This is a genomic window from Exiguobacterium alkaliphilum, from assembly GCF_018138125.1.
Taxonomy (GTDB): Bacteria; Bacillota; Bacilli; order Exiguobacteriales; family Exiguobacteriaceae; genus Exiguobacterium; species Exiguobacterium alkaliphilum.
On the sequence record NZ_CP073101.1, the window covers coordinates 226,299 to 246,356 of the forward strand.

The 20,058-nt window shown below is 52.4% G+C and carries 21 protein-coding genes and 1 pseudogene; 11 read left to right on the plus strand and 11 right to left on the minus strand.

Annotation, left to right across the window (positions count from 1 at the left end; translation table 11 throughout):
- Nucleotides 1–140: 140 nt before the first annotated feature.
- Nucleotides 141–1,124 (plus strand): GMP reductase, encoded by a 984-nt coding sequence (guaC, locus tag KB235_RS01200; protein WP_034816940.1) that lies wholly within the window; start codon nt 141–143, stop codon nt 1,122–1,124.
- Nucleotides 1,125–1,154: 30 nt separating this feature from the next.
- Here the strand turns inward: guaC and KB235_RS01205 are convergent, their stop codons facing one another.
- From KB235_RS01205 to KB235_RS01225, 5 genes are read right to left on the minus strand one after another with little or no spacing between them, the layout of a single operon-like run.
- A complete protein-coding gene (locus KB235_RS01205) occupies nt 1,155–1,595 on the minus strand; it encodes a GNAT family N-acetyltransferase (protein ID WP_211780175.1) in 441 nt (146 codons plus the stop codon).
- On the minus strand, nt 1,592–2,449 hold the full coding sequence (locus tag KB235_RS01210; RefSeq protein WP_211780176.1) for an MBL fold metallo-hydrolase: 858 nt from the start codon (nt 2,447–2,449) through the stop codon (nt 1,592–1,594). The genes KB235_RS01205 and KB235_RS01210 overlap by 4 nt, the downstream gene beginning before the upstream one ends.
- A 14-nt stretch (nt 2,450–2,463) precedes the next feature.
- Nucleotides 2,464–3,261 carry a GGDEF domain-containing protein gene (locus KB235_RS01215; protein WP_211780177.1) on the minus strand — a complete coding sequence of 266 codons (798 nt, stop codon included), beginning with the start codon at nt 3,259–3,261 and terminating at the stop codon, nt 2,464–2,466.
- Between the two features lie 25 nt (nt 3,262–3,286).
- Nucleotides 3,287–4,891, minus strand: a complete 1,605-nt coding sequence (locus KB235_RS01220) for a sensor domain-containing diguanylate cyclase (RefSeq protein WP_211780178.1) — start codon at nt 4,889–4,891, stop codon at nt 3,287–3,289.
- A gap of 51 nt (nt 4,892–4,942) precedes the next feature.
- The gene (locus tag KB235_RS01225) at nt 4,943–5,650 is read right to left on the minus strand and encodes a sensor domain-containing diguanylate cyclase (RefSeq protein WP_211780179.1); all 708 of its coding nucleotides are present in this window, start codon (nt 5,648–5,650) and stop codon (nt 4,943–4,945) included.
- A gap of 156 nt (nt 5,651–5,806) precedes the next feature.
- On the opposite strand from KB235_RS01225, the gene KB235_RS01230 reads away from it, so the two are divergent.
- On the plus strand, nt 5,807–6,118 hold the full coding sequence (locus KB235_RS01230; RefSeq protein ID WP_211780180.1) for a hypothetical protein: 312 nt from the start codon (nt 5,807–5,809) through the stop codon (nt 6,116–6,118).
- A 39-nt stretch (nt 6,119–6,157) separates the two neighbouring features.
- Here the strand turns inward: KB235_RS01230 and KB235_RS01235 are convergent, their stop codons facing one another.
- A complete protein-coding gene (locus KB235_RS01235) occupies nt 6,158–7,150 on the minus strand; it encodes an LLM class flavin-dependent oxidoreductase (RefSeq protein ID WP_211780181.1) in 993 nt (330 codons plus the stop codon).
- Nucleotides 7,151–7,415: 265 nt separating this feature from the next.
- Here KB235_RS01235 and KB235_RS01240 point away from each other — a divergent pair, with 265 nt between their 5' ends.
- A complete protein-coding gene (locus KB235_RS01240; RefSeq protein ID WP_211780182.1) occupies nt 7,416–8,792 on the plus strand; it encodes a YjiH family protein in 1,377 nt (458 codons plus the stop codon).
- 72 nt (nt 8,793–8,864) lie between these two features.
- On the plus strand, nt 8,865–9,509 hold the full coding sequence (locus KB235_RS01245) for a C39 family peptidase (RefSeq protein WP_211780183.1): 645 nt from the start codon (nt 8,865–8,867) through the stop codon (nt 9,507–9,509).
- A gap of 4 nt (nt 9,510–9,513) precedes the next feature.
- Here KB235_RS01245 and KB235_RS01250 read toward each other — a convergent pair whose 3' ends face one another.
- The gene (locus KB235_RS01250) at nt 9,514–10,320 is read right to left on the minus strand and encodes a hypothetical protein (protein WP_211780184.1); all 807 of its coding nucleotides are present in this window, start codon (nt 10,318–10,320) and stop codon (nt 9,514–9,516) included.
- Nucleotides 10,321–10,416: 96 nt separating this feature from the next.
- Here KB235_RS01250 and rluF point away from each other — a divergent pair, with 96 nt between their 5' ends.
- Nucleotides 10,417–11,127, plus strand: a complete 711-nt coding sequence (rluF, locus tag KB235_RS01255) for a 23S rRNA pseudouridine(2604) synthase RluF (RefSeq protein WP_034803651.1) — start codon at nt 10,417–10,419, stop codon at nt 11,125–11,127.
- A gap of 32 nt (nt 11,128–11,159) precedes the next feature.
- Here rluF and KB235_RS01260 read toward each other — a convergent pair whose 3' ends face one another.
- From KB235_RS01260 to KB235_RS01270, 3 genes are all read right to left on the minus strand, one after another.
- Nucleotides 11,160–11,561, minus strand: coding sequence for a hypothetical protein (locus tag KB235_RS01260; protein WP_246514289.1), 402 nt, complete (start codon nt 11,559–11,561; stop codon nt 11,160–11,162).
- 68 nt (nt 11,562–11,629) lie between these two features.
- Nucleotides 11,630–12,043, minus strand: a complete 414-nt coding sequence (locus KB235_RS01265; RefSeq protein WP_211780185.1) for a hypothetical protein — start codon at nt 12,041–12,043, stop codon at nt 11,630–11,632.
- 91 nt (nt 12,044–12,134) lie between these two features.
- A complete protein-coding gene (locus tag KB235_RS01270) occupies nt 12,135–12,764 on the minus strand; it encodes an immunity protein Imm33 domain-containing protein (protein ID WP_211780186.1) in 630 nt (209 codons plus the stop codon).
- 162 nt (nt 12,765–12,926) lie between these two features.
- On the opposite strand from KB235_RS01270, the gene KB235_RS01275 reads away from it, so the two are divergent.
- On the plus strand, nt 12,927–13,553 hold the full coding sequence (locus KB235_RS01275; protein ID WP_211780187.1) for a TetR/AcrR family transcriptional regulator: 627 nt from the start codon (nt 12,927–12,929) through the stop codon (nt 13,551–13,553).
- Nucleotides 13,554–13,610: 57 nt separating this feature from the next.
- Here KB235_RS01275 and KB235_RS01280 read toward each other — a convergent pair whose 3' ends face one another.
- Complete coding sequence (locus KB235_RS01280) at nt 13,611–13,748, minus strand: VOC family protein (RefSeq protein ID WP_211780188.1); 138 nt, start codon at nt 13,746–13,748, stop codon at nt 13,611–13,613.
- A gap of 279 nt (nt 13,749–14,027) precedes the next feature.
- Here KB235_RS01280 and htpG point away from each other — a divergent pair, with 279 nt between their 5' ends.
- The 5 genes and pseudogenes from htpG to KB235_RS01305 all read left to right on the plus strand — a co-directional run.
- Entirely contained in the window at nt 14,028–15,896 is a 1,869-nt protein-coding gene (gene htpG / locus KB235_RS01285; RefSeq protein ID WP_211780189.1) for a molecular chaperone HtpG, read from the plus strand.
- A gap of 95 nt (nt 15,897–15,991) precedes the next feature.
- Nucleotides 15,992–16,789 (plus strand): SRA domain-containing endonuclease, encoded by a 798-nt coding sequence (locus tag KB235_RS01290; RefSeq protein WP_211780190.1) that lies wholly within the window; start codon nt 15,992–15,994, stop codon nt 16,787–16,789.
- Between the two features lie 331 nt (nt 16,790–17,120).
- Entirely contained in the window at nt 17,121–17,684 is a 564-nt protein-coding gene (ahpC, locus tag KB235_RS01295; RefSeq protein ID WP_114165035.1) for an alkyl hydroperoxide reductase subunit C, read from the plus strand.
- Between the two features lie 12 nt (nt 17,685–17,696).
- Entirely contained in the window at nt 17,697–19,220 is a 1,524-nt protein-coding gene (gene ahpF / locus KB235_RS01300; protein WP_211780191.1) for an alkyl hydroperoxide reductase subunit F, read from the plus strand.
- Nucleotides 19,221–19,401: 181 nt separating this feature from the next.
- Nucleotides 19,402–19,722: pseudogene (locus KB235_RS01305) on the plus strand (transposase); the annotation flags it as partial.
- Nucleotides 19,723–20,058: the final 336 nt, after the last annotated feature.

Consider the following 20,058-nt stretch of genomic DNA (forward strand, 5'->3'; position numbering starts at 1 on the left):
TGGAATCCTGAAACATTATCTTTTTTATGTTTTTAAAGCCATTTTGCTTTGACTTTCATCCAAATATAGGTTACATTACCGAATGGACGAAGTATTTTCACTTAAATCAATTAAAACGTTCGTAAATAGAGGTGGACTACATGGATAAAGTGTTCGATTATGAAGATATTCAATTGATTCCGGCTAAATGTATCGTCGATAGCCGGTCCGAGTGTGACGCTAGCGTGACGCTCGGCGGTTTCACGTTCCGGCTCCCGGTCGTGCCTGCGAATATGCAGACGATCATCGATGAGAACGTCGCCCTCTCCCTCGCGGAGAACGGCTATTTCTACATCATGCACCGTTTCAATCCCGAGACGCGCCTCGCCTTCATCGAAGACATGCACGGACGCGGCTTATACGCGTCAATCAGCGTCGGGGTGAAGGAAGACGAATATCGTTTCGTCGAGATGCTCGCTGAAACGGGGCACACGCCTGAATTCATCACGATTGACATCGCGCACGGGCATTCGAACGCGGTCATCCGCATGATTCAACACATCAAGCATCATTTACCGGGGACATTCGTCATCGCCGGGAACGTCGGGACGCCCGAAGCGGTCCGCGAACTTGAGCATGCGGGGGCAGATGCGACGAAAGTCGGCATCGGCCCGGGGAAAGTGTGCATCACGAAAATCAAGACTGGTTTCGGGACAGGTGGATGGCAACTCGCTGCTCTCCGTTGGTGCGCCAAAGCGGCGACCAAACCGATCATTGCGGACGGGGGCATCCGCACGCACGGGGACATCGCGAAATCGATTCGTTTCGGGGCTTCGATGGTGATGATCGGATCGTTGTTCGCCGGACATGAGGAGTCACCAGGTGCGACGGTCGAGCAGGACGGGAAACTGCTCAAAGAATACTTCGGCTCGGCGTCTGAATTCCAAAAAGGAGAGCGGAAAAACGTCGAAGGCAAGAAGATGTTCGTCGAGTACAAAGGGGCACTGCAGGACACGTTGACCGAGATGGAGCAAGACCTCCAATCGGCCATCTCTTACTCGGGTGGGGACAATCTGGACGCATTGCGCACCGTCGATTACGTCATGGTGAAAAATTCGATTTTTAACGGGGATAAAGTATACTGAAACAGGCGACTCGCGGGAGTCGCCTGTTTTTTATACGTCGCTGAGACGCTTCGTCATCATATAATAGTCGGCACCCGGTGGATAGTCACGCAACACCCCGGCGACCTCGTAGCCGTAAAGCTCATAGAACGCTTTCGCCTGGAATGAGAACGTCGTCAGTTTCACCTGAGTGGCCCCGAGCGCCTGTGCTTTCGCCTCTCCCGCCGCGAGCAACCGTGAGCCAAGTCCTTGCTTGCCATACGCTTCAGCGACCCATAGTCGGTCCAAATCGAACCAGCCCCAATAGACGCTACCATACAATCCGGCGATGATCTCCCCGTCTCGCTCCACTTTCAATTGGACGACCGGCACGTCCACACATCGAATGTTTCGATGATGGGGTGAATGCTTGTCGTTAAACGCCCGAAGTCGCTCCGTCAAGTGTTGTTGAAACGCTGCATCGTCCTGTACAATCTCTTGAATCTCCATCATGTCTCACTCGACCCGTTCACGAAGAACGTAATCAACTCCCGCTCTTCCTCATTGACCGTCCGACCGACCTTCTGTTCGTACTGAGCCGTCATCACCGCTTCATTTCCCGGGAAATCTAACGCCAAATGCGCCAATTCGCGCAACATGTCACGGTCTTTTTCAAACGCTTCACGGGATACGACTTCCCCATGCGACCACACGTACGCGTCCGCATCGAACCGGTCGAGCAGGTGGAGCAACCGGAGCGTCGCTTCTGCCGTCATGCGCCAGGACGGGGCGTACAGGTTCGCATAGAGTGCGTCGCCTAGAAACAAAACTTTCTCTTCCGGGATATAGGCGACGACCGAGTCGGCCGCATGGTCCCCACCGACGTGTTTCAAGATGACGTGGACGCCACCGAGATCGAGCGTGAGCGTGTCATCGAACGTGACCGTCGGCAAGACGACGCGCATCGTCCGTTCCGTACCGAACTCGAGACGGATGGCATCGGCACAGAATGGGATCTCGATTCCGCTTTTGACGCGTTCGTCGAGCGAGGCATCGTCCCATTCATAGGGCAAGAGACGCGCCATCCGGTTTTTCGTGTCCGTGCTCGCGATCGAGACGAGACCCGTCAAGGCCGAGAGCCCGAAAATATGGTCCCAATGCCAGTGCGTCAGCGCGACGAGCGTCGGTCGCTTTAGACCTTCGGCATCCATTGCGGCGAATAAGTCGTTCGCATGGGACTCCGAGTTCCCGGCGTCGATTAAGAGTGTATGTGTTTCCCCCACAACGACGCCTAGGATGGGGCGATCGGTCTCGGCCACTGGCGTCATGTACCAAAATCGAGGTGAGTGAGGAATGAATGTCTGCATGTGTGATCCTCTCCTTATTGGTCGTCTTTAAATGAATCATAAATATAAAACCCGTCGCCCCCACCATTTTTGGCGACATACATTGCCGCGTCCGAGTGATGGATGAGCTCATCGAGCGAGGTGAGCCCGCTCGACGAATAGGCGATGCCGATGCTCGCGGACAGACGGAGCACCAACTCGTTCCCGACCATCATTTCCTGGGAAATGAGCGTTGCTAGTTGCTCGAAGTCCGCTTGTGCGAGTTGTTCTGTTTCCAAGACAATCAAAAACTCGTCCCCGGCGAACCGATACGCCTTGCCGTCATGAAACTGACTGAACGAACGGATTCGTTTCGCCGTCTCGACGAGCACTTCATCCCCGACGAGGTGACCGTGTGTGTCGTTGATCCGTTTGAAATCGTCTAAGTCGATGAACAGGAGCGCGACGGCTTGTTTCCGATTCATCTTTTGTCGCAAGTCTGCCGTGAGCGAATGGCGATTGCCGAGCTTTGTCAGGCCGTCTTTCGTAATCAGATCGATGACTTCCTGATGTTTGCGCTCGCGGCGAATCTCGTTCTCCATCCAACGGGTCACGAGTAAAATCGTGTCCGTCATCTCTTGAATTGCGACCTGGTCGATCACATCCTCAAAGCTGCCCTGTTCCGTGAGGAAGACGAGCCAGCCGAACGTCTTGCCCTCATTGACGAGCGGCAAGCTGATCATTCCCGAGAATTCGATTGTATCGATGACGAGCTCGGCCCGCTCCAGCTTTTGGTGACCGTGCTTCGCTAACGCTTCGATTCGCTCATACGTGCCCTCCGTCCAATCGAGCATGGTGTCCCCGTCACTCGACCACGTCTTATATCTTATAACCACTTTCAGTTGAGAAGGCGATCGTATGCGAATACCCCATCCATTCCCGCAACACGGTCTGAATCCGTTTTAGCTTCTCCGGGAAGGAGGCGTGGAGCGCGGTCACTTCATATAGCGACTCGAGCGTCTGTTGCCGTCTCATGCCGGCACGCACCTGCTCGCTCAGTTCAATTTCGGCCATCACCCAGCGGGCAAAATCTTCGAGCGTCCGAACCCCTTCCTCGTCGAACGGCCGCGGTGTCTCGTCCGTGACGCAGAGCGTCCCGATGGCGTGTCCGCTGCGTGTGACGAGCGGGACACCGGCATAAAACCCTAGCCCTTCAAGAACCGGATTCCCGCTCGTCGGTTCCGTCGCTTGGACGTCTTCTAACACGAGATTCGTTCGACTCGTGACGACGCGGTCACAGAGCGTCCATTTTCGTTCGACGTACGGTGCGATTTTTTCCCCGTGACACGATTTGATCCACTGCTGGTCCGTCGTCAAAATCGAGATGAGCGTGGTCGGCATATCGAGTGTCTGGGCGACGAGACGGCTGATTCGGTCATATCGTTCTTCCCGTGGCGAATGTAAAATTTCAAGGCGTAAAATCGCCTTCAACCGCTCCGTCTCGTTCTCGTCGAGTGAAGTGATTGCCTGTTGTCGCCCCGATAACCCATGGCGCAGCGCCGCATGATGATGCTCGAGCGCATTCAGCGCCGCGTGCAAGTCGGCCGGCGGCAGCGGGCGGCTAAAGAAGTAACCTTGGACTTCGTCACAGCCGAGGCGCTCGATCGCACGATACTGCGCTTCGGTCTCCACCCCTTCAGCTGTCACTTCTAGGTTGAGTTTCTTGGCGAGCGAGACGATCAATTTGACGATCTCGTATTCCTTTAAGCCGTTGTCTTGATCGAGCTGACTGATGAACGACCGGTCAATCTTGATGCCGTTGATATCGAACAGTTTTAAATAATTGAGGGACGAATAACTGACACCAAAGTCGTCAATCAAGATACGAAACCCTTTTTCTTTTAAGTAATCAACCGTCTGGATCCCGACGAGCGGCTCCTGCATGAGTGTGTGCTCGGTGATTTCAAACTCGAACTGTTCCGGCGAAAGCCCGTGCGATGCCAAGACGGTGAGCACGTTCCGCATATACGGTTGACGGAAGACAACCAGTGACACGTTGATGGCGACACGGCGCCCCTCGAACAAGGCCGGGGCCTCGGTCATATCCCGACAGACGCGGTCGACGACGAAGGCGGTGACGTCCTCAATCAAGAGCGATTTTTCGGCAATCGTGACGAACGATTCGGGCGAGACGTTCCCGAGCAACGCGCTATGCCATCGCACGAGCGCCTCGAAATGAATCGTCCCATCATGGCAGCTGACTCGCGGTTGATAGACGACACGCAACTCGTTCGCTTTCAATCCTTTGACGAGCTCGGTCTCAATCGTCATCTCGTCAATGTAATGTTGGACGTAATCATCCTTCTCATAGATGCGAATCATTTGCTTTCCGGCCTGCCTCGCTTCGAGCAGTGCCGTCGATGCGTTCATGATGACGCGGTCGGCATCCTCGTACCCGGTGCTCAGCCCGATACAGCCGGACAACGTGAACTCGGTGCCTCCCACCTCATACGTGTAGTCAGCGATGGCTTCGAGCTATCGTTCCGCATGCTCGAACGCCGTCTCGATGTGCGTGTCCGGCAAGACGGCGATGAAGTCTTCCCCGTCGACTCGTCCAATCATCGAACCGGTCGGCAATAGCTCCGCTAGGCGGCGCGTCATCTCTTTAATCAAATGGTGTGACGACTCGACCCCTTGCAGCGACAAGACGATTTTGAACCGGTTGATATGGAGGCGCATGACGCTCGCCATGTCACGTTCCGTCGTATGTTCAAACAGCTTCTCGAGCTCGAGCTTCACTTTCATCAAGTTCGGCATCCCGGTCAAATAATCGATGTGCTCAATGCTCGACAACAGCTTCAGCTCGGCCTCTTCGGACAGGTCGGTCGTCAAGCCGAGGACGTAACAGACGTCACCGGCCACGTTCTCGATCGGCATGAGGACCGATGAGGCGAAACGTGCCGTGTTGGATTCGATGTTCATCTTCGACATGAAATAGACCGGCTCACTCGTCTCGATGACGGTATCGTAATGATGAATCAACTCCTCGGCCACATCAGCTGCGTACATGTCGTGCAAATAGCGTCCGGCCACGTCGTCTGGGAGCATCGAGGCACGCTTCCCTTGCTCACTGACGCGGACGTATCGATAGCCTTCCGGGGTCACTTCCATTAAAAACACCATGCGATATAAACGAACGAATACATCAAACAAGTAATGCGGGTCGGCCTTCATCTGCTTCATACGTTACCTCCATGCGATTTCTGTTGACTCTAGTGTAGAACTTTTCTACCCGTTTGTTCACAAATCCGTTCAAAAAAAGGGAAAGTGTTTTTTACTCAGAGCATACAAAAACGGGTAAAGATAACTGAATCAAGTCTTGAAACGAGGTGAGCCATCATGATCAGTCGAAACGTCTATCCGCAGACACGGCCAGGCAAATGGTCGGTCGGGTTGTTGCTCGCCGTCTTCCTCTTGTTGATTGTCGCCACCGTCAGCACGCAGTCCGCTCAACCGTTCAACACCGGCACGCTGTTCGACAATACGTGGGCAGCCGCCGCCTCGATGACGGCGTTCGCCGCAGCGATCGGTGCGTTCTTTGTCGGGCTGTACACGATTCTTCGCAATCAAGAGCGGGCAGCTTCCGTGTTCTTCACCGTGCTACTCGGCGGTATCGTCGTCTTGTTCGTGCTCTTCCAACTGTTCGCCTAAACGAAGACGCCCCTTCCCGATTAGAGAAGGAGCGTCTTGTTATAGCAGTTCGTTCGCGAGCAAACGATAGACGTTCAGGCGGTCGGACTGCTGGTGTTGGATGCTGCAAATCATCGCCTCGTCAAACCCGTAACGTGCCGACTCCTCTTGAAGTTGGGTCGCAATCTGTTTCGGCGTCCCGACGAGATGGATGGCCCGGTTGTTCGCGATATGAATCTTGTCGACCTCGGTGAGCGGGTACTCGTGCGCCGCTTCCGGACTCATCAGTTGGCGCAGTTGGCCACGCATCAAGAAGAGACGAGACAAGTCGGACGGACGGGCCAAATATTCCGCCTCTTCTTCCGTCTCGGCCGTCGTGACGAGATACGTCACGTTGATGTCCGGTTTCTCCATGAAAGCGGACGGACGGAAGTTGTCGCGATAGGCGTCGAGCGCTTCCGTGCTCAATTCCCCGTTGAAAAATTGAGCGAACGAATAGCCGACGCCCATCCGCCCGGCTTGGACGGCACTGTTCCCGCTCGACCCGAGAAGCCAAGCCTCCGGGCGCGTCACACCGGTCGGCGCGGCCGGCGTGTGTTTATACCAACGTTCTTCTGGCGTCTCGTCATTGATGAGTTGGAGCGTCGTCGCTAATTTTTCATACAATCCGTCCATCATCGGCTTCTGGCCTTGTGACATCGCATAAATCGCATTCGCATCCCCGCCCGGCGCCCGTCCGACCCCAAAGTCGATGCGTCCTGGCGCGAGTGCGCTCAGCGTCTTGAACACCTCGGCCATCTTGAGTGGGGAATAGTGCATCATCATGATGCCGCCCGAGCCGAGCCGAATCCGCTCCGTTTTGGCCGCGATGTACGCACTGACGACTTCCGGTGCCGAGCTCGCGAACGACATGCCGCCATGGTGTTCGGCCATCCACATGCGGTGATAGCCGAGCGCTTCACCTAGTTGCGCGAGTTCGACGGCGCTCGTCAACGCATGCTCTGACGTATGGCCAGACGTGACCGGGGCTTGATCGAGTATGCTTAATCTCATGTTCATCTCTCCACTTCTATTATATATGCTGAATATCTCGAATTTGTAACACTCGCTGTCATCATACTAAAGTGAGGCCGAGAATACGAATCGTACGCTCATGAGACCGTTCATTTTTTTCTGAAAATTGCAACGGATTGTTGTCCGTCATGCTTTCCCTTCTCTATAATGAATGAGAAGAACACATTCCTTCATCGTCATACCGTCTCGCGTGATGGGGACACGCGAAGACATACTACACTCTCGGGGAAAAGGGGTATTCACTATGAATCAACCACCAAACAGGACGAACGAAGACAATCCATCGTTTACGTCCAACGATTTTTTGAAATTTATCATCCCGTCTCTAATCGGTCTCATGTTTTTCATCGTCCCGATTCCGACGGACGACGGCTTTACCATCCCGGTCGCCTTCTTATCGAACCAACTCATCGACTTGATTGGCGACGTCGTACCGACACTTGCTGTCATCATGATGGGCCTCTCGGTGCTCGGGTCGCTATGGACGTATTTGGCCAAACCGGCGTTCGTCTTGGAGCGTCCGCACTTCAATTCGTTGTTGAACGTCACACCGTTTTGGTTCGCCATGCGCGTCGTCGGGTTCATCGCCGGCGTCATGACACTTCTCGTCCTCGGCCCTGAGATGATCACGTCCGAGTTCACGGGCGGACTACTCCTTTACGATTTGATTCCAATCTTGTTCGCGACGTTCCTCTTTGCCGGCATGTTGCTCCCGCTCCTCTTGAACTTCGGGTTGCTCGAGTTCGTCGGGACGATGCTCATCAAAGTCATGCGTCCGCTCTTCAAGCTCCCGGGCCGGGCCTCGCTCGACTCGCTCGCATCATGGGTCGGGGATGCGACGATTGGGATTCTGTTGACGACGAAACAGTACGAGAACGGCTACTATACGAAGCGAGAAGCCGCCGTCATCGCGACGACGTTCTCGGTCGTCTCAATCACGTTCACGATCGTCATATTGTCGTACATGGAACTCGATGCCTACTTCCTACAGTATTACGGAGCGATCGTCATCTCAGGTATCGTCGCGGCCCTCATCATGCCGCGGATCTATCCGCTCTCGAAAAAAGCGGACACGCCGTATGAAGGGACGGAACTGAAGCCGGAAGAGCCGGTCCCAGCAAACGTGTCGATGCCGAAGTGGGCGCTTCGCCAAGCGCTCCTCAAGTCGCAATCGAGTAAGAGCTTTGGTGCCACGCTGAAGGACGGCTTCCAAAACGTGCTCGACATGTGGCTCGGCATCTTGCCGATCGTCATGGCCGTCGGGACGATCGCGCTCGTCATCGCGGAGTATACGCCGCTCTTCACGATTCTCGGCAAGCCGTTCGAACCGATTTTGATGTTGCTCCAAGTACCGGAAGCCGAAGCCGCCGCCCAGACGATGGTCGTCGGGTTCGCCGACATGTTCTTGCCGGCCGTACTCGGTAGCGGCATCGAGAGTGAGATGACGCGCTTCATCATCGCGACCGTATCGGTCACCCAGCTCATCTTCATGTCCGAAGTCGGGGGGCTGCTCCTCGGCTCGAAACTGCCAATCTCATTCGTCGACCTCATCCTCATCTTCTTGCTCCGGACGTTTATCACGCTCCCGATTATCGTCGGGATCGCCCATTTGGTCTTTTGACGACAAACGCCTCTTCTCGTATTTCCTGGGAAGAGGCGTTGTTTGTATAATGAATGAATAGGAGGGATCGGTGTGGAAGAGCATTTTGCCGGACAACTTGAAACCGCAAAGAAAGGCTATGCGGGCATCGTCAATCCGCAAGCTTATGTAGACGACCGGTATCACGGCCATTGGACTGTGAAAGAAGAGAAACGCATCGACGGGGTGCCCCCCCTTCTTCAACGCGCGTTTAACGGCGGGAAGAACAACTGCACCCTCACATCCATCACAGCCATTTTTCGCTACTACCGTGATCACGGCTACACGAACATCCCCGACGACCCGTTTGTCATTCAACAAGACGCTCGAGCGATTGCGATTGAATATCAGTTCAAAGACGAGAAAGGCACGCCTCCGACACGAATTGCGACGATCGTGACGAAACTTTGGGAGCGGTACGGCTATAAGGGACGCGGCAGTTCGCGCTACTTATGGAAATGGTCGACGTTCGAGCGCGAGCTCCTCGCCGATCGTCCGTTCATCTTGAATATGGCGAACGGGTTCTATAAAAATCATTCGGTCACAGGCATCGGCTATATTATTTATAAAAAGCCCGGCTACGCTGACGTCGTCTTGCTCGAAGTGCTCGACAACCGCTCCGAGGACGTCCGTTACATCGACTTCAACGAGTTCAATTTTTGGGGCAGCATCACGCGCGTCTATCCGCCTGCGAAGTAATCTTTCAGGAGAAGAAAATGTCTGCCTCCTGACGCACGTGCGCCCCGATTCGCATTACGTGCTCCCGCTTCGCATATGCGCCGTGGTGCAGACCGTTCAAGTCGACGCCGTTGCCGAGGCCGACGAGCACTTCGGACGGTTTGAAGTGAAGACCGACCATCGGGATGCCCGCCGGATGAAGGCCGAGCTCGTAGACGGCGCTCGGATAGCCCGTGACCGTCCGTTTTTCGGTAAAGCCCGTCATGGCCACGCAGTTGTCGCGACCGAGCACGATGAGGCGTTCTGGACGGATGAGACGAATCGTCCGTTCTAAAAGCGCCAGCGAGTCGGGATGTTCCATCCAACGACGCCCGTCTCGAATCTGCCCCATTTGCCGATAGGTCGCATATTTGAAGAAGTCGACATGGATGGCGGTCCCATCGTAAAACGATCGACCCATGCCTTCGAGTAACGCTTCAAGTTTCGCCCCGTCTGGCTTGCCGAACCAGCTCGTCGTCGCCCGCCCGGCCTCAAAATAGGCCGTTGCGTATTCAATTGTCGCGTCGAGGGCTGTCTCGTCCTCTAGATACGCTTCAAATGACTGGTCACGCCAATAGAATTTCTGCGCGTCGTCACTTCTGACTTTGCCGTCTCGTTCAAAGAATTCGCCGCGCGACGGGTTCGTGCCGATGGTCAGCCACTGGCCGTCTGTCGGACGCCCGTACCAAAGGACGGGAGATGCCCCCTCAATCAGCTCCTTTTGAAACGGTGACGCCAAGAGCCGTTCTTGAAATCGAAGCGCCTCTTTTAATAAATCTCGTGCGTGCTCCATCGTGTCACATCCCTTCTCTCCGTTCGTTTCCCGCTTTCGGCGGTATGTAAAATGCGTTATAGTGAGAAGACGAAGCCAAACAAAGGACGTGAATCGATGCGTATCAATAAATTCATCAGTGAATCAGGCAAGGCGTCCCGCCGCCAAGCCGACCGTCTCGTCGAAGAGGGACGCGTCACCATCAACGGGAAGAAAGCGAAAATCGGCGACCAAGTGAAGCCTGGGGACGAAGTGCTCGTCAACGGCTCGGTCGCCCGTGTCGCCCGCAACAACGTCTACATCGCCGTCCATAAACCGGTCGGCATCACGAGCACGACGGAGAAAAAAGTGAAAGGCAACTTGGTCGACCTCGTCAACCATCCGCTCCGTATCTTCAATATCGGGCGCCTCGACAAAGACTCTGAGGGGCTCATCTTGATGACGAACGACGGCGATATCGTCAACGAGATCCTTCGCGCCGAGAACGAGCACGAGAAAGAGTATATCGTCTCGGTCGATAAGCCAATCACTCCAGAATTCGTCGAGCAGATGGAGGCCGGCGTCAAGATTCTCGGGCAGAAGACGTTGCCGTGTAAAGTGCACCAACTGTCGAAGTTCGACTTCAACATCACGCTCACGCAAGGACTCAACCGTCAAATCCGTCGCATGTGCGAAGAGCTCGGGTACGAGGTGTACCGCTTGCAGCGCGTCCGCATCATGAACATCACGCTCGGCAAGCTCCCGCCAGGCCAATGGCGCGACCTTTCGAAGAAAGAGCGCGAGCAGTTGTTCCGTGAATTGAATTACGAACCGAAAGAATGGTATTAAAACAAGCCCAGACGCTTATTTGTCTGGGCTTGTCATCGTTCATGGAGCGAGGCGACATGGTCGGTCTCACGAAGAATGAACCGTTTGAGTTGGGCGCTGAGGTCATCGAGTTGTCCCATCGTCGTCTTGAATCTGAAGGCCGCACGGAAGTGGTCGAACGGGTCGTGTTGCCACTCATCATGGATATGGACGTCGACTTGGATCGTCCCGGTCCGATCAATCAGCGTGAAAGTGAGGCTGATTTTTTGCTCATCCGCATCCGAGTCGAACAACTCCCAAATCACAGGTTTCTTCCCCCAAGTGTTATTGAATCCAGCAATCGAGTCAATCAGTTCTTGCAGCGTCTCGTCCTGCATATACACCTCTTGACTGCTAGAACAGACGGAGGCGTGGAGCTGGAGTCTGACTTGGTAAAATAGGTCGGTCTCATCCATCCAAATGCGTTCTAACTCAAATTGAGTTTTCAGTTTCTGCACCCACTTTCTTGTTTTGGTCTGGCGATTTAATCCGAACGAAGCGATTCGACCAGATTGGTTTCACGCGCCAAAAAATTCGATAGTTGTCGCTGCAAGTCATCAATCTGACCCATCGTCGTCTCGAACGAGAAAACAGCCTTCATGTCGCCGCCGTCACCTTTCATTTGGTCGACCATCGCGGTGACACGAACGGTCCCTCTCGTGTTCGCCAGCTCGAACGTCAAAGAGACGTGGACGAGTGGGCTATCAAGTGTCCACGTCCGAACCAATTTTCCGTTTCGAGCATTGAATGCTTGTAGCGCAGAGACGAGCGCTTCAATCTCGGCTACTGTGACATACTCGTTTACCGTGACCTCGCACCACTTTGCTTTTAACTCGAATGTCACATTCATCTCGAGTGCATCTTCCCATAAACGTTTCATCTCAAATTGATGCACCATACCTTCACCTCTTTTTTCTGAGATACATGATGACAAGTCAGTAAGTTGTTTCGAATAGTTGGAGCAGACAAAAGAAGCGCCATGCTATCGTTTAGCCGTTTAAATACCCGTCCCAATCGTAGTCTTCAATTTCCTGAAACGTCCCTTCCTCGTCCCGTTCATATGCACAAAGCGGGGGTTGTTGTACGATTGATAAAATCGAATCATCCATATTCAACACGACTCCAATCGACACGATGAGAAAATTCTCGGTATCACTTAAATATGCGTCGTCCTCATACCCGCTCAAGAAAGACCAACCTGAATCCTCTTCCCCGTTCGGATTATCCCGCAACATAAAATGAAATTCTTCGCGCTCCAACACGTCCGCACTGACGATTACAAATGTATTAGCGTAATAATCCCATTTCTCCCCATCCGGCTCCTCGTATTCGGTCTGACAAATGTGCTCTATTCCAAATGAAAGTTCCGTGCCGACTTCGATCGGTAAATAATATGGCTCATTGTCGAGCACACCCTCAAATTGATTACCTTGAACGTCTGTGATTTTCACCCACATACGTTCACCACCATATCCATCAGAAGAAGGATGTTCGTTCATAAAAATCAATTTTACTAAATCACCGACTTTCAATTGACGGAATACTTCTTCGCTCGGGATATAAAACGTATACGGTGCAGCCGCATGCATCTCGCGTACGTCATCTAAACACCACTTCATCAAATCCCTCCCTAATGTGAAATCATCCTCTTGTCAGTATAGGCTTTCTGACACGAGACAGACAAAACGAATTTCATCCTTTAGTACCACTTCATACACATTCACGTCTCAACGAAACCGCTTTGACACGTTATAATAGCTACACAACAAAGAGGTGATTTCATGAGTAAACGACAACAGAATAAAGAAGAACGTCTAAATCGCATTATCGAACAAGCCGAGATTTTGTTTCTACAAGACGGGTTTGAACGGGTGCAGATGCAAGACATCGCGGACGCAGCTGAAATCGGCGTCGCGACATTGTTTCGTTATTTCCCTAAAAAAGACCAACTGATCGTTGCCGCCGCAGTGCGCAACTTGACCCCGACACTTGAGACGTTCAAGCAATTGACGACAACGCCCGGAGACGCCTACACGCGACTCACGGCGGTGCTCGACCATATGCTCGACCAACAGATGAAACAGACGAACCATTCCCGTTTTCGCGAAGCGTTTGAAAGCTATGCGTCGTTCGTCGCGAGCCCGTTACCGGACATCGACGACTACATCGACTTGCAATGTGAGATTATCAAGACGCTTGACCCTTTAATTGAAGAAGGCAAGATGGACGGGTCGTTCCGAAACGACATCGATGTGAGGGCGACTCTCGTCACGATCATCAACGCGTTCGGGACGTTCGGAAACAACATCATCTTAAAGTCACACATCAGCTATTTAGAAGACGACATCGAGCCTATCATTCAGCAACGGGTGCTTCGAGAGATGCTCTTGTCCTATGTAAGGCCATAACGAAAGCCCCTTCGCGTGAAGGGGCTTTTGTTATGGTCGTTCGAAGCTCTTAGACACCTAGACGCTATAGTCACGTTTGTCCGGCCGAACATGCTCGCGGATGACGTCGAACCCGAGGATGTCGACATAGAACCGTTTCGCCTCATTATAGTTCGAGGCGATAATCGCCACGTGATGGATGGTATGTAGTTGCATCATAATCCCCCCATATACAAAAAAATGAGCACCTCTCACTAGAGGTGCTCTCGAAAGTCTACCGCGACGGACCACGCTCCACAACGTGCTCCCAAAAGGAATGTCCGCCGTCTTACATAGACCAGCTCATCGCATGTACTCAACTATAGGTGAATCCGAGCCCCGCGTCAATCTTTTGTTTGATGCGTCTTGACATCTTTCTAAAAATTAGGATAATCAATAGTGTTAGCACTCTTATATATAGAGTGCCAAAATCGAACATACAAAAGGAGAACGATCATGACAAAGAAACAGTTTCAAGCCGAATCGAAACGAATTTTAGAGTTGATGGTCCACTCAATCTATACGCATAAGGACATCTTCCTCCGTGAGCTCATCTCGAACGCGAGTGACGCCATCGACAAGATGTATTACCGGGCCCTCTCGGACGAGGCACTCGACTTCAACAAGGACGACTACTTCGTCAAAGTCGTACTCGACAAAGACGCTCGGACCATCACAATCCGCGACACCGGGATCGGGATGACGGCTGACGAACTCGAGTCGAACCTCGGGATCATCGCCAAGAGCGGCTCGCTCGCGATGAAACAGGCGACGAAGATGGAAGAAGACCATAGCCTCATCGGCCAGTTTGGCGTCGGCTTCTACTCGGCGTTCATGGTCGCGGACCGTGTGACGGTGCGCACCCGCTCGGTCGACAGCGAGCAAGGTTACTTGTGGGAATCGGAAGGCACGGACGGCTACACGATCGAACCGACGGACAAGGCCGACATCGGGACCGAGATTACGTTACATGTGAAAGCTGACACGGACGACGAGACGTACTCGACGTTCCTCGAAGAGTACGAGATCCGCTCGCTCATCAAGAAGCACTCGGACTTCATCCGCTATCCGATTAAGCTCGATGTGACGAAGCATCGTCAAAAAGACGACTCGGAAGAATACGAGGACTATGTCGAAGAAGAGACAATCAACAGCATGGTGCCGATTTGGCGCAAACGGAAGAGCGAACTCTCGGACGAGGACTACAAGGCGTTCTATCATGAGAAGCGCTACGGCTTCGACGAGCCGCTCAAGCACCTGCACTTGAACGTCGACGGCACAATCCGGTACCAGTCGATCCTCTACATCCCATCGACGGTCCCGTTCGACTATTACACGAAAGAGTTCGAGAAAGGGCTCGAGCTGTACTCGAACGGTGTCTTGATCATGGAGAAGTCGCCTGACCTGCTCCCGGATTATTTCGGTTTCGTCAAAGGGATGGTCGACTCGGAAGACCTGTCGCTCAACATTTCCCGGGAGATGCTGCAGCAAGACCGTCAACTTCGCGTCATCGCCAAAAACGTGAAGTCGAAAATCAAAGGCATGCTCGAGAAGATGCTCCGCGACGAGCGTGAGGACTATGAGAAGTTCTTCGAGTCGTTCGGCCGTCAAATCAAGTTCGGCGTCTACGACCAGTTCGGTGCGGCCAAGGACGAGTTGAAAGACTTGCTCTTGTTCCACTCGTCGAACGAGAAGAAGCTCGTCACGCTCAACGAGTACGTCGCGCGCATGAAAGACGATCAAAAGTACATCTATTATGCAACGGGCGAATCGATTCACCGCATCGACCTCTTGCCGCAGGCGGAACGCTTGAAAGAAGAAGGCTTCGAGATTCTCTACTTCACAGAAGAAATCGACGAATTCGCCATCAAGATGCTTCAGTCGTATGACGACAAGGAGTTCAAGTCAATCGCGAGCGGTGACCTCGGTCTCGATGACGCCGAGGCCAATTCACTGAACGACGACAACAAAGACTTGTTCGCCTTCATGAAGCAGGAACTCGGCGACCGCGTCAAAGAAGTGCGCGCCTCAACACGACTCAAGTCACATCCGGTCTGCTTGACGGTCGCAGGTGACGTTTCGATTGAGATGGAGAAGATTTTGAACGCGATGCCAAACGGCGGCGGCATGAAAGCGGAGAAAGTGCTCGAAGTGAACGCCGACCACGCCATCTTCCAGACGTTGCAGCGCGTCTATAAGGAAGACGAAGCGAAAGCAAAACAGTATACGGACCTCCTCTATCAGCAAGCGCTCCTCATCGAAGGGCTACCGATTGAAGACCCGGTCGCCTATTCGAATGCGGTGTGCGCATTGATGGCGGAATAAGTGAAAGGCAGAGGGCGACCTCTGTCTTTTTCGTTCATTTCGTTAGAGACATGGTACAATTTGTATAAATGGAACTCTAAGGAACGAGGTGCCGCATGCTGTTCGAAAAAAATAAATTGTACAAGCGTTCTGAACTTCACGATCGTTATGGGGGAAGTCGTCAACGAGGAATTAGCACACCAAATAAACATAAACTGATCTTTATCTTCGATAGTGGAATGGATGAAGAGTTTGGTTATAAAAACGGTTGGAATGAAGAAGATGGTCTCTACTATTACAGCGGGGAAGGACAAGAAGGAAATCAATCGTTTTCTTTCGGTAACAAAGCACTCCTTAACCATGTCGAAAATGGCGAAGATGTTTATTTGTTCGAATCACTTGGACGCGGCACTTATCGCTTTGTCGACCAACTCATTTTAATTGGCTTTGATATTCAATTTGGAATTGACAAATACCACAATCAACGAGAAGTGATCGTCTTTGCGTTTGAGCCTCTGCACGTTATTCAGGAAGAAGCGCATCAATTTTCCTCGATAATGCGCTACAAATCGATTGAAGAGTTAGAAGAAGTCGCATCACGCGATCCGAAACGAGCAACAGGTTTAAGTATGTCTGCCCGAAAGTTACAAGTACGCGAACAGACTGCGGCTCTATATTACTACGTACTCGCTCGTGCGAATAATCGTTGCGAAGCGTGTGGACAACCGGCTCCTTTTGAGACTGAACATGGTCCTTACCTTGAACTCCACTCGGTCTTTAAAGAATCCGACGATGGGTTGTCACAACCGGATCAAGTTGTAGCCGTATGCCCAAACTGCCATGCCCGCCTTCACAAAGGCGTACACAGAGTCGAATTTAATCAACAGCTTATAGATAAGATTCAACAACCTTAATCGAATTTGGATTAAGGTTGTTTGTTTGTAATTGATAATGTCATGATTTTTTACGAGAATCCATTTGTGATTTCTCAATAAAGTGAGTGAATTCCAATCCCATTTTGTTTTTCTCACATAAGGGATTGAAAACAAAAGCACATTTATTTTGTAATCGTTTTCTTTCCTTTCATCAAGCGTTTTATCCGTTCGACGTTGATATATCAACATTTTACCATACATGCAAACGTCTTGACATTTTTGGCGGGTTATATGAAGTTAGTATTACATTATAATTATTCTAGTAGAGACGAAAGTCCACTAGAGTAAAAAAACAAGGAGGACATATCCCATGTCATTAATCGGCAAAGAAATCTTACCTTTCAAAGCACAAGCATTCCAAACAGGTGAATTCCTCGAAGTATCGGACAACGACTTCAAAGGTCAATGGAGCGTCGTTTGCTTCTACCCAGCTGACTTCACATTCGTCTGCCCGACTGAACTTGAAGACCTTCAAAACGAATACGCGACACTCAAAAACCTCGGCGTCGAAGTCTACTCAGTATCGACTGACACACACTTCACGCACAAAGCATGGCACGAAACTTCTGAGAAAATCGGTAAAATCGAGTACATCATGATTGGTGACCCATCACACACAATCTCACGTAACTTCGACGTCTTGAACGAAGAAGATGGCCTTGCTGACCGCGGTACGTTCATCATCGACCCAGACGGCGTCATCCAAACAGTTGAAATCAACGCAGACGGTATTGGCCGTGACGCAAGCACGCTCGTCAACAAAATTAAAGCGGCACAATACGTCCGCAACAACCCAGGCGAAGTTTGCCCGGCGAAATGGGAAGAAGGATCTGCAACACTTCGCCCGAGCCTCGACCTCGTCGGCAAGTTGTAAGGAGCGGATTTCATGTTAGAAGCAGATATTAAACAACAGTTGGACCAATATCTCCAGCTCATGGAGGGCGATGTCGTCCTCCGTGTCAGCGCTGGAGACGACGCGGTCTCAAAAGAGATGCTCGACCTCGTGAACGAACTCGCGAGCATGTCGTCACGCATTTCGGTCGAGAACGTCACACTCGATCGCACACCGAGTTTCAGCGTGAACCGCCCGTCTGAAGAGACAGGGATTGTCTTCGCAGGGATCCCGCTCGGTCACGAGTTCACGTCACTCGTCCTCGCGTTGCTCCAAGTGAGCGGCCGGGCGCCGAAAGTGGACGCGGATGCGATCAAACAGATTCAAAACATTCAAGGCACGTACCACTTCGAATCGTATATCAGCCTCAGTTGCCACAACTGCCCGGACGTCGTCCAGGCACTCAACGTCATGAGCGTCCTCAACCCGAACATCTCACACACGATGATCGACGGTGGCGCGTTCAAGGCAGAAGTGGAAGCGAAAGAGATCATGGCTGTCCCGACCGTCTTCTTGAACGGTGAGGCGTTCGGCAACGGACGCATGTCACTTGAAGAGATTTTGGCGAAACTCGGAACTGGTCCTGACGCTTCGGCGTTTGACAACAAAGACCCGTATGACGTCCTCGTCATCGGTGGCGGCCCAGCTGGTGCGAGCGCAGCGGTTTACGCGGCTCGTAAAGGCATCCGGACCGGCATCGTCGCGGAACGCTTTGGTGGTCAAGTGATGGACACGATGGGGATTGAGAACTTCATCGGCACATCTTACACGGAAGGCCCGAAACTCGTCGCGAGCTTGGAAGAGCACGTGAAAGAATACGGCATCGACGTCATGAATCTCCAACGCGCGAAGCGTCTTGAGAAAACTGACCTCGTCGAAGTCGAACTTGAGAATGGTGCCGTCTTGAAGAGTAAGAGCGTCATCCTGTCGACTGGTGCACGCTGGCGTAACGTCAACGTCCCAGGTGAAGCTGAGTTCAAAAACAAAGGTGTGGCCTACTGCCCGCATTGTGACGGCCCTCTCTTCGAAGGCAAGCGCGTCGCAGTCATCGGTGGCGGCAACTCTGGAATTGAAGCAGCGATCGACCTCGCTGGGATTGTTAAACACGTGACGGTGCTCGAGTTCGCTTCTGAACTCAAAGCCGACCAAGTGCTTCAAGACCGTCTCCACAGCCTCCCGAACGTGACCGTCGTCACGAACGCACAGACGACAGAAATCACGGGTACGGACAAAGTGAACGGCATCTCGTACTTGTCACGTGAGACGAACGAGACGCATCACGTCGAACTCGAAGGCGTCTTCGTCCAAATCGGCCTCGTCCCGAACACGGACTGGCTCGACTCGGTCGAGCGTAACAACTTCGGTGAGATCGTCGTCGACCGTCATGGCGCGACGAACGTCCCAGGTGTGTTCGCAGCAGGTGACTGCACGAACAGCGCCTACAAACAAATCATCATCTCGATGGGATCTGGTGCGACTGCCGCACTCGGTGCTTTCGATTATATGATTCGCAACTAATAGGAAGAGGCTGGGACATAACTCAGTAGATTTATAAGAAAGAGGCCACCTGGCGCGACTCGTTCGCGCCAGGTGGCCTCTTCTCCTTTTTATGGGTTCTTACGCACATTTCGATATAAACAGATAGGGGCGACCTCTGATAAAGTTAAAGTGACCAAACCATAACTTTGGAGGTGCCCCTATGTACAAAGAGTATACCATGAACCAGTTGGTTTTGCCCCTAGATTTAGAAGTTCGGCTCCCGGAGAACGACATCGCCTTCGCCGTCCACGACCTCGTCGAACAGATCCCGGACGAGGCGTTCGAGACGTTCTGGCGAACGACGGGCTGCCCGGCCTATCACCCGCGGATGATGATGAAGATCGTCCTCTGCGCGTACACGCAGTCCGTGTTCTCGGGCCGGAAGATCGAGGGCCTTCTCAAGGACAGCCTGCGCATGATGTGGCTCGCCCAGGGACACGAGCCGAGCTATCGGACGATCAATCGGTTCCGAGTCCATCCGGCCCGCCCGAAGTACAAAGAAGGGGTCCGGTCACCGAAAATCGGTGACCGGACCCCTTCTTTTTGATTGAAATACTTTAGAACTGGCTAGTTATGTCCCAGCCTCTTTTATAATGTCTCCCGAATCGGGTAAAAACAAGACTCGGTCCCCTGAATCGATTTCAAACAAGTAGACGCGATTCGGTCGAAATGGGTTCCATCCCCTGTCCGATACACCGAGATCATTCACATATGTCACGTTCTTGTGTCCTCTTTTTCAAACCGTAAAAAGTAGTTTCGTATTGTTTAAGAACGTGCCTCAAACCCGCATGAAATGGGGTTTTGTTGCAATCTGATT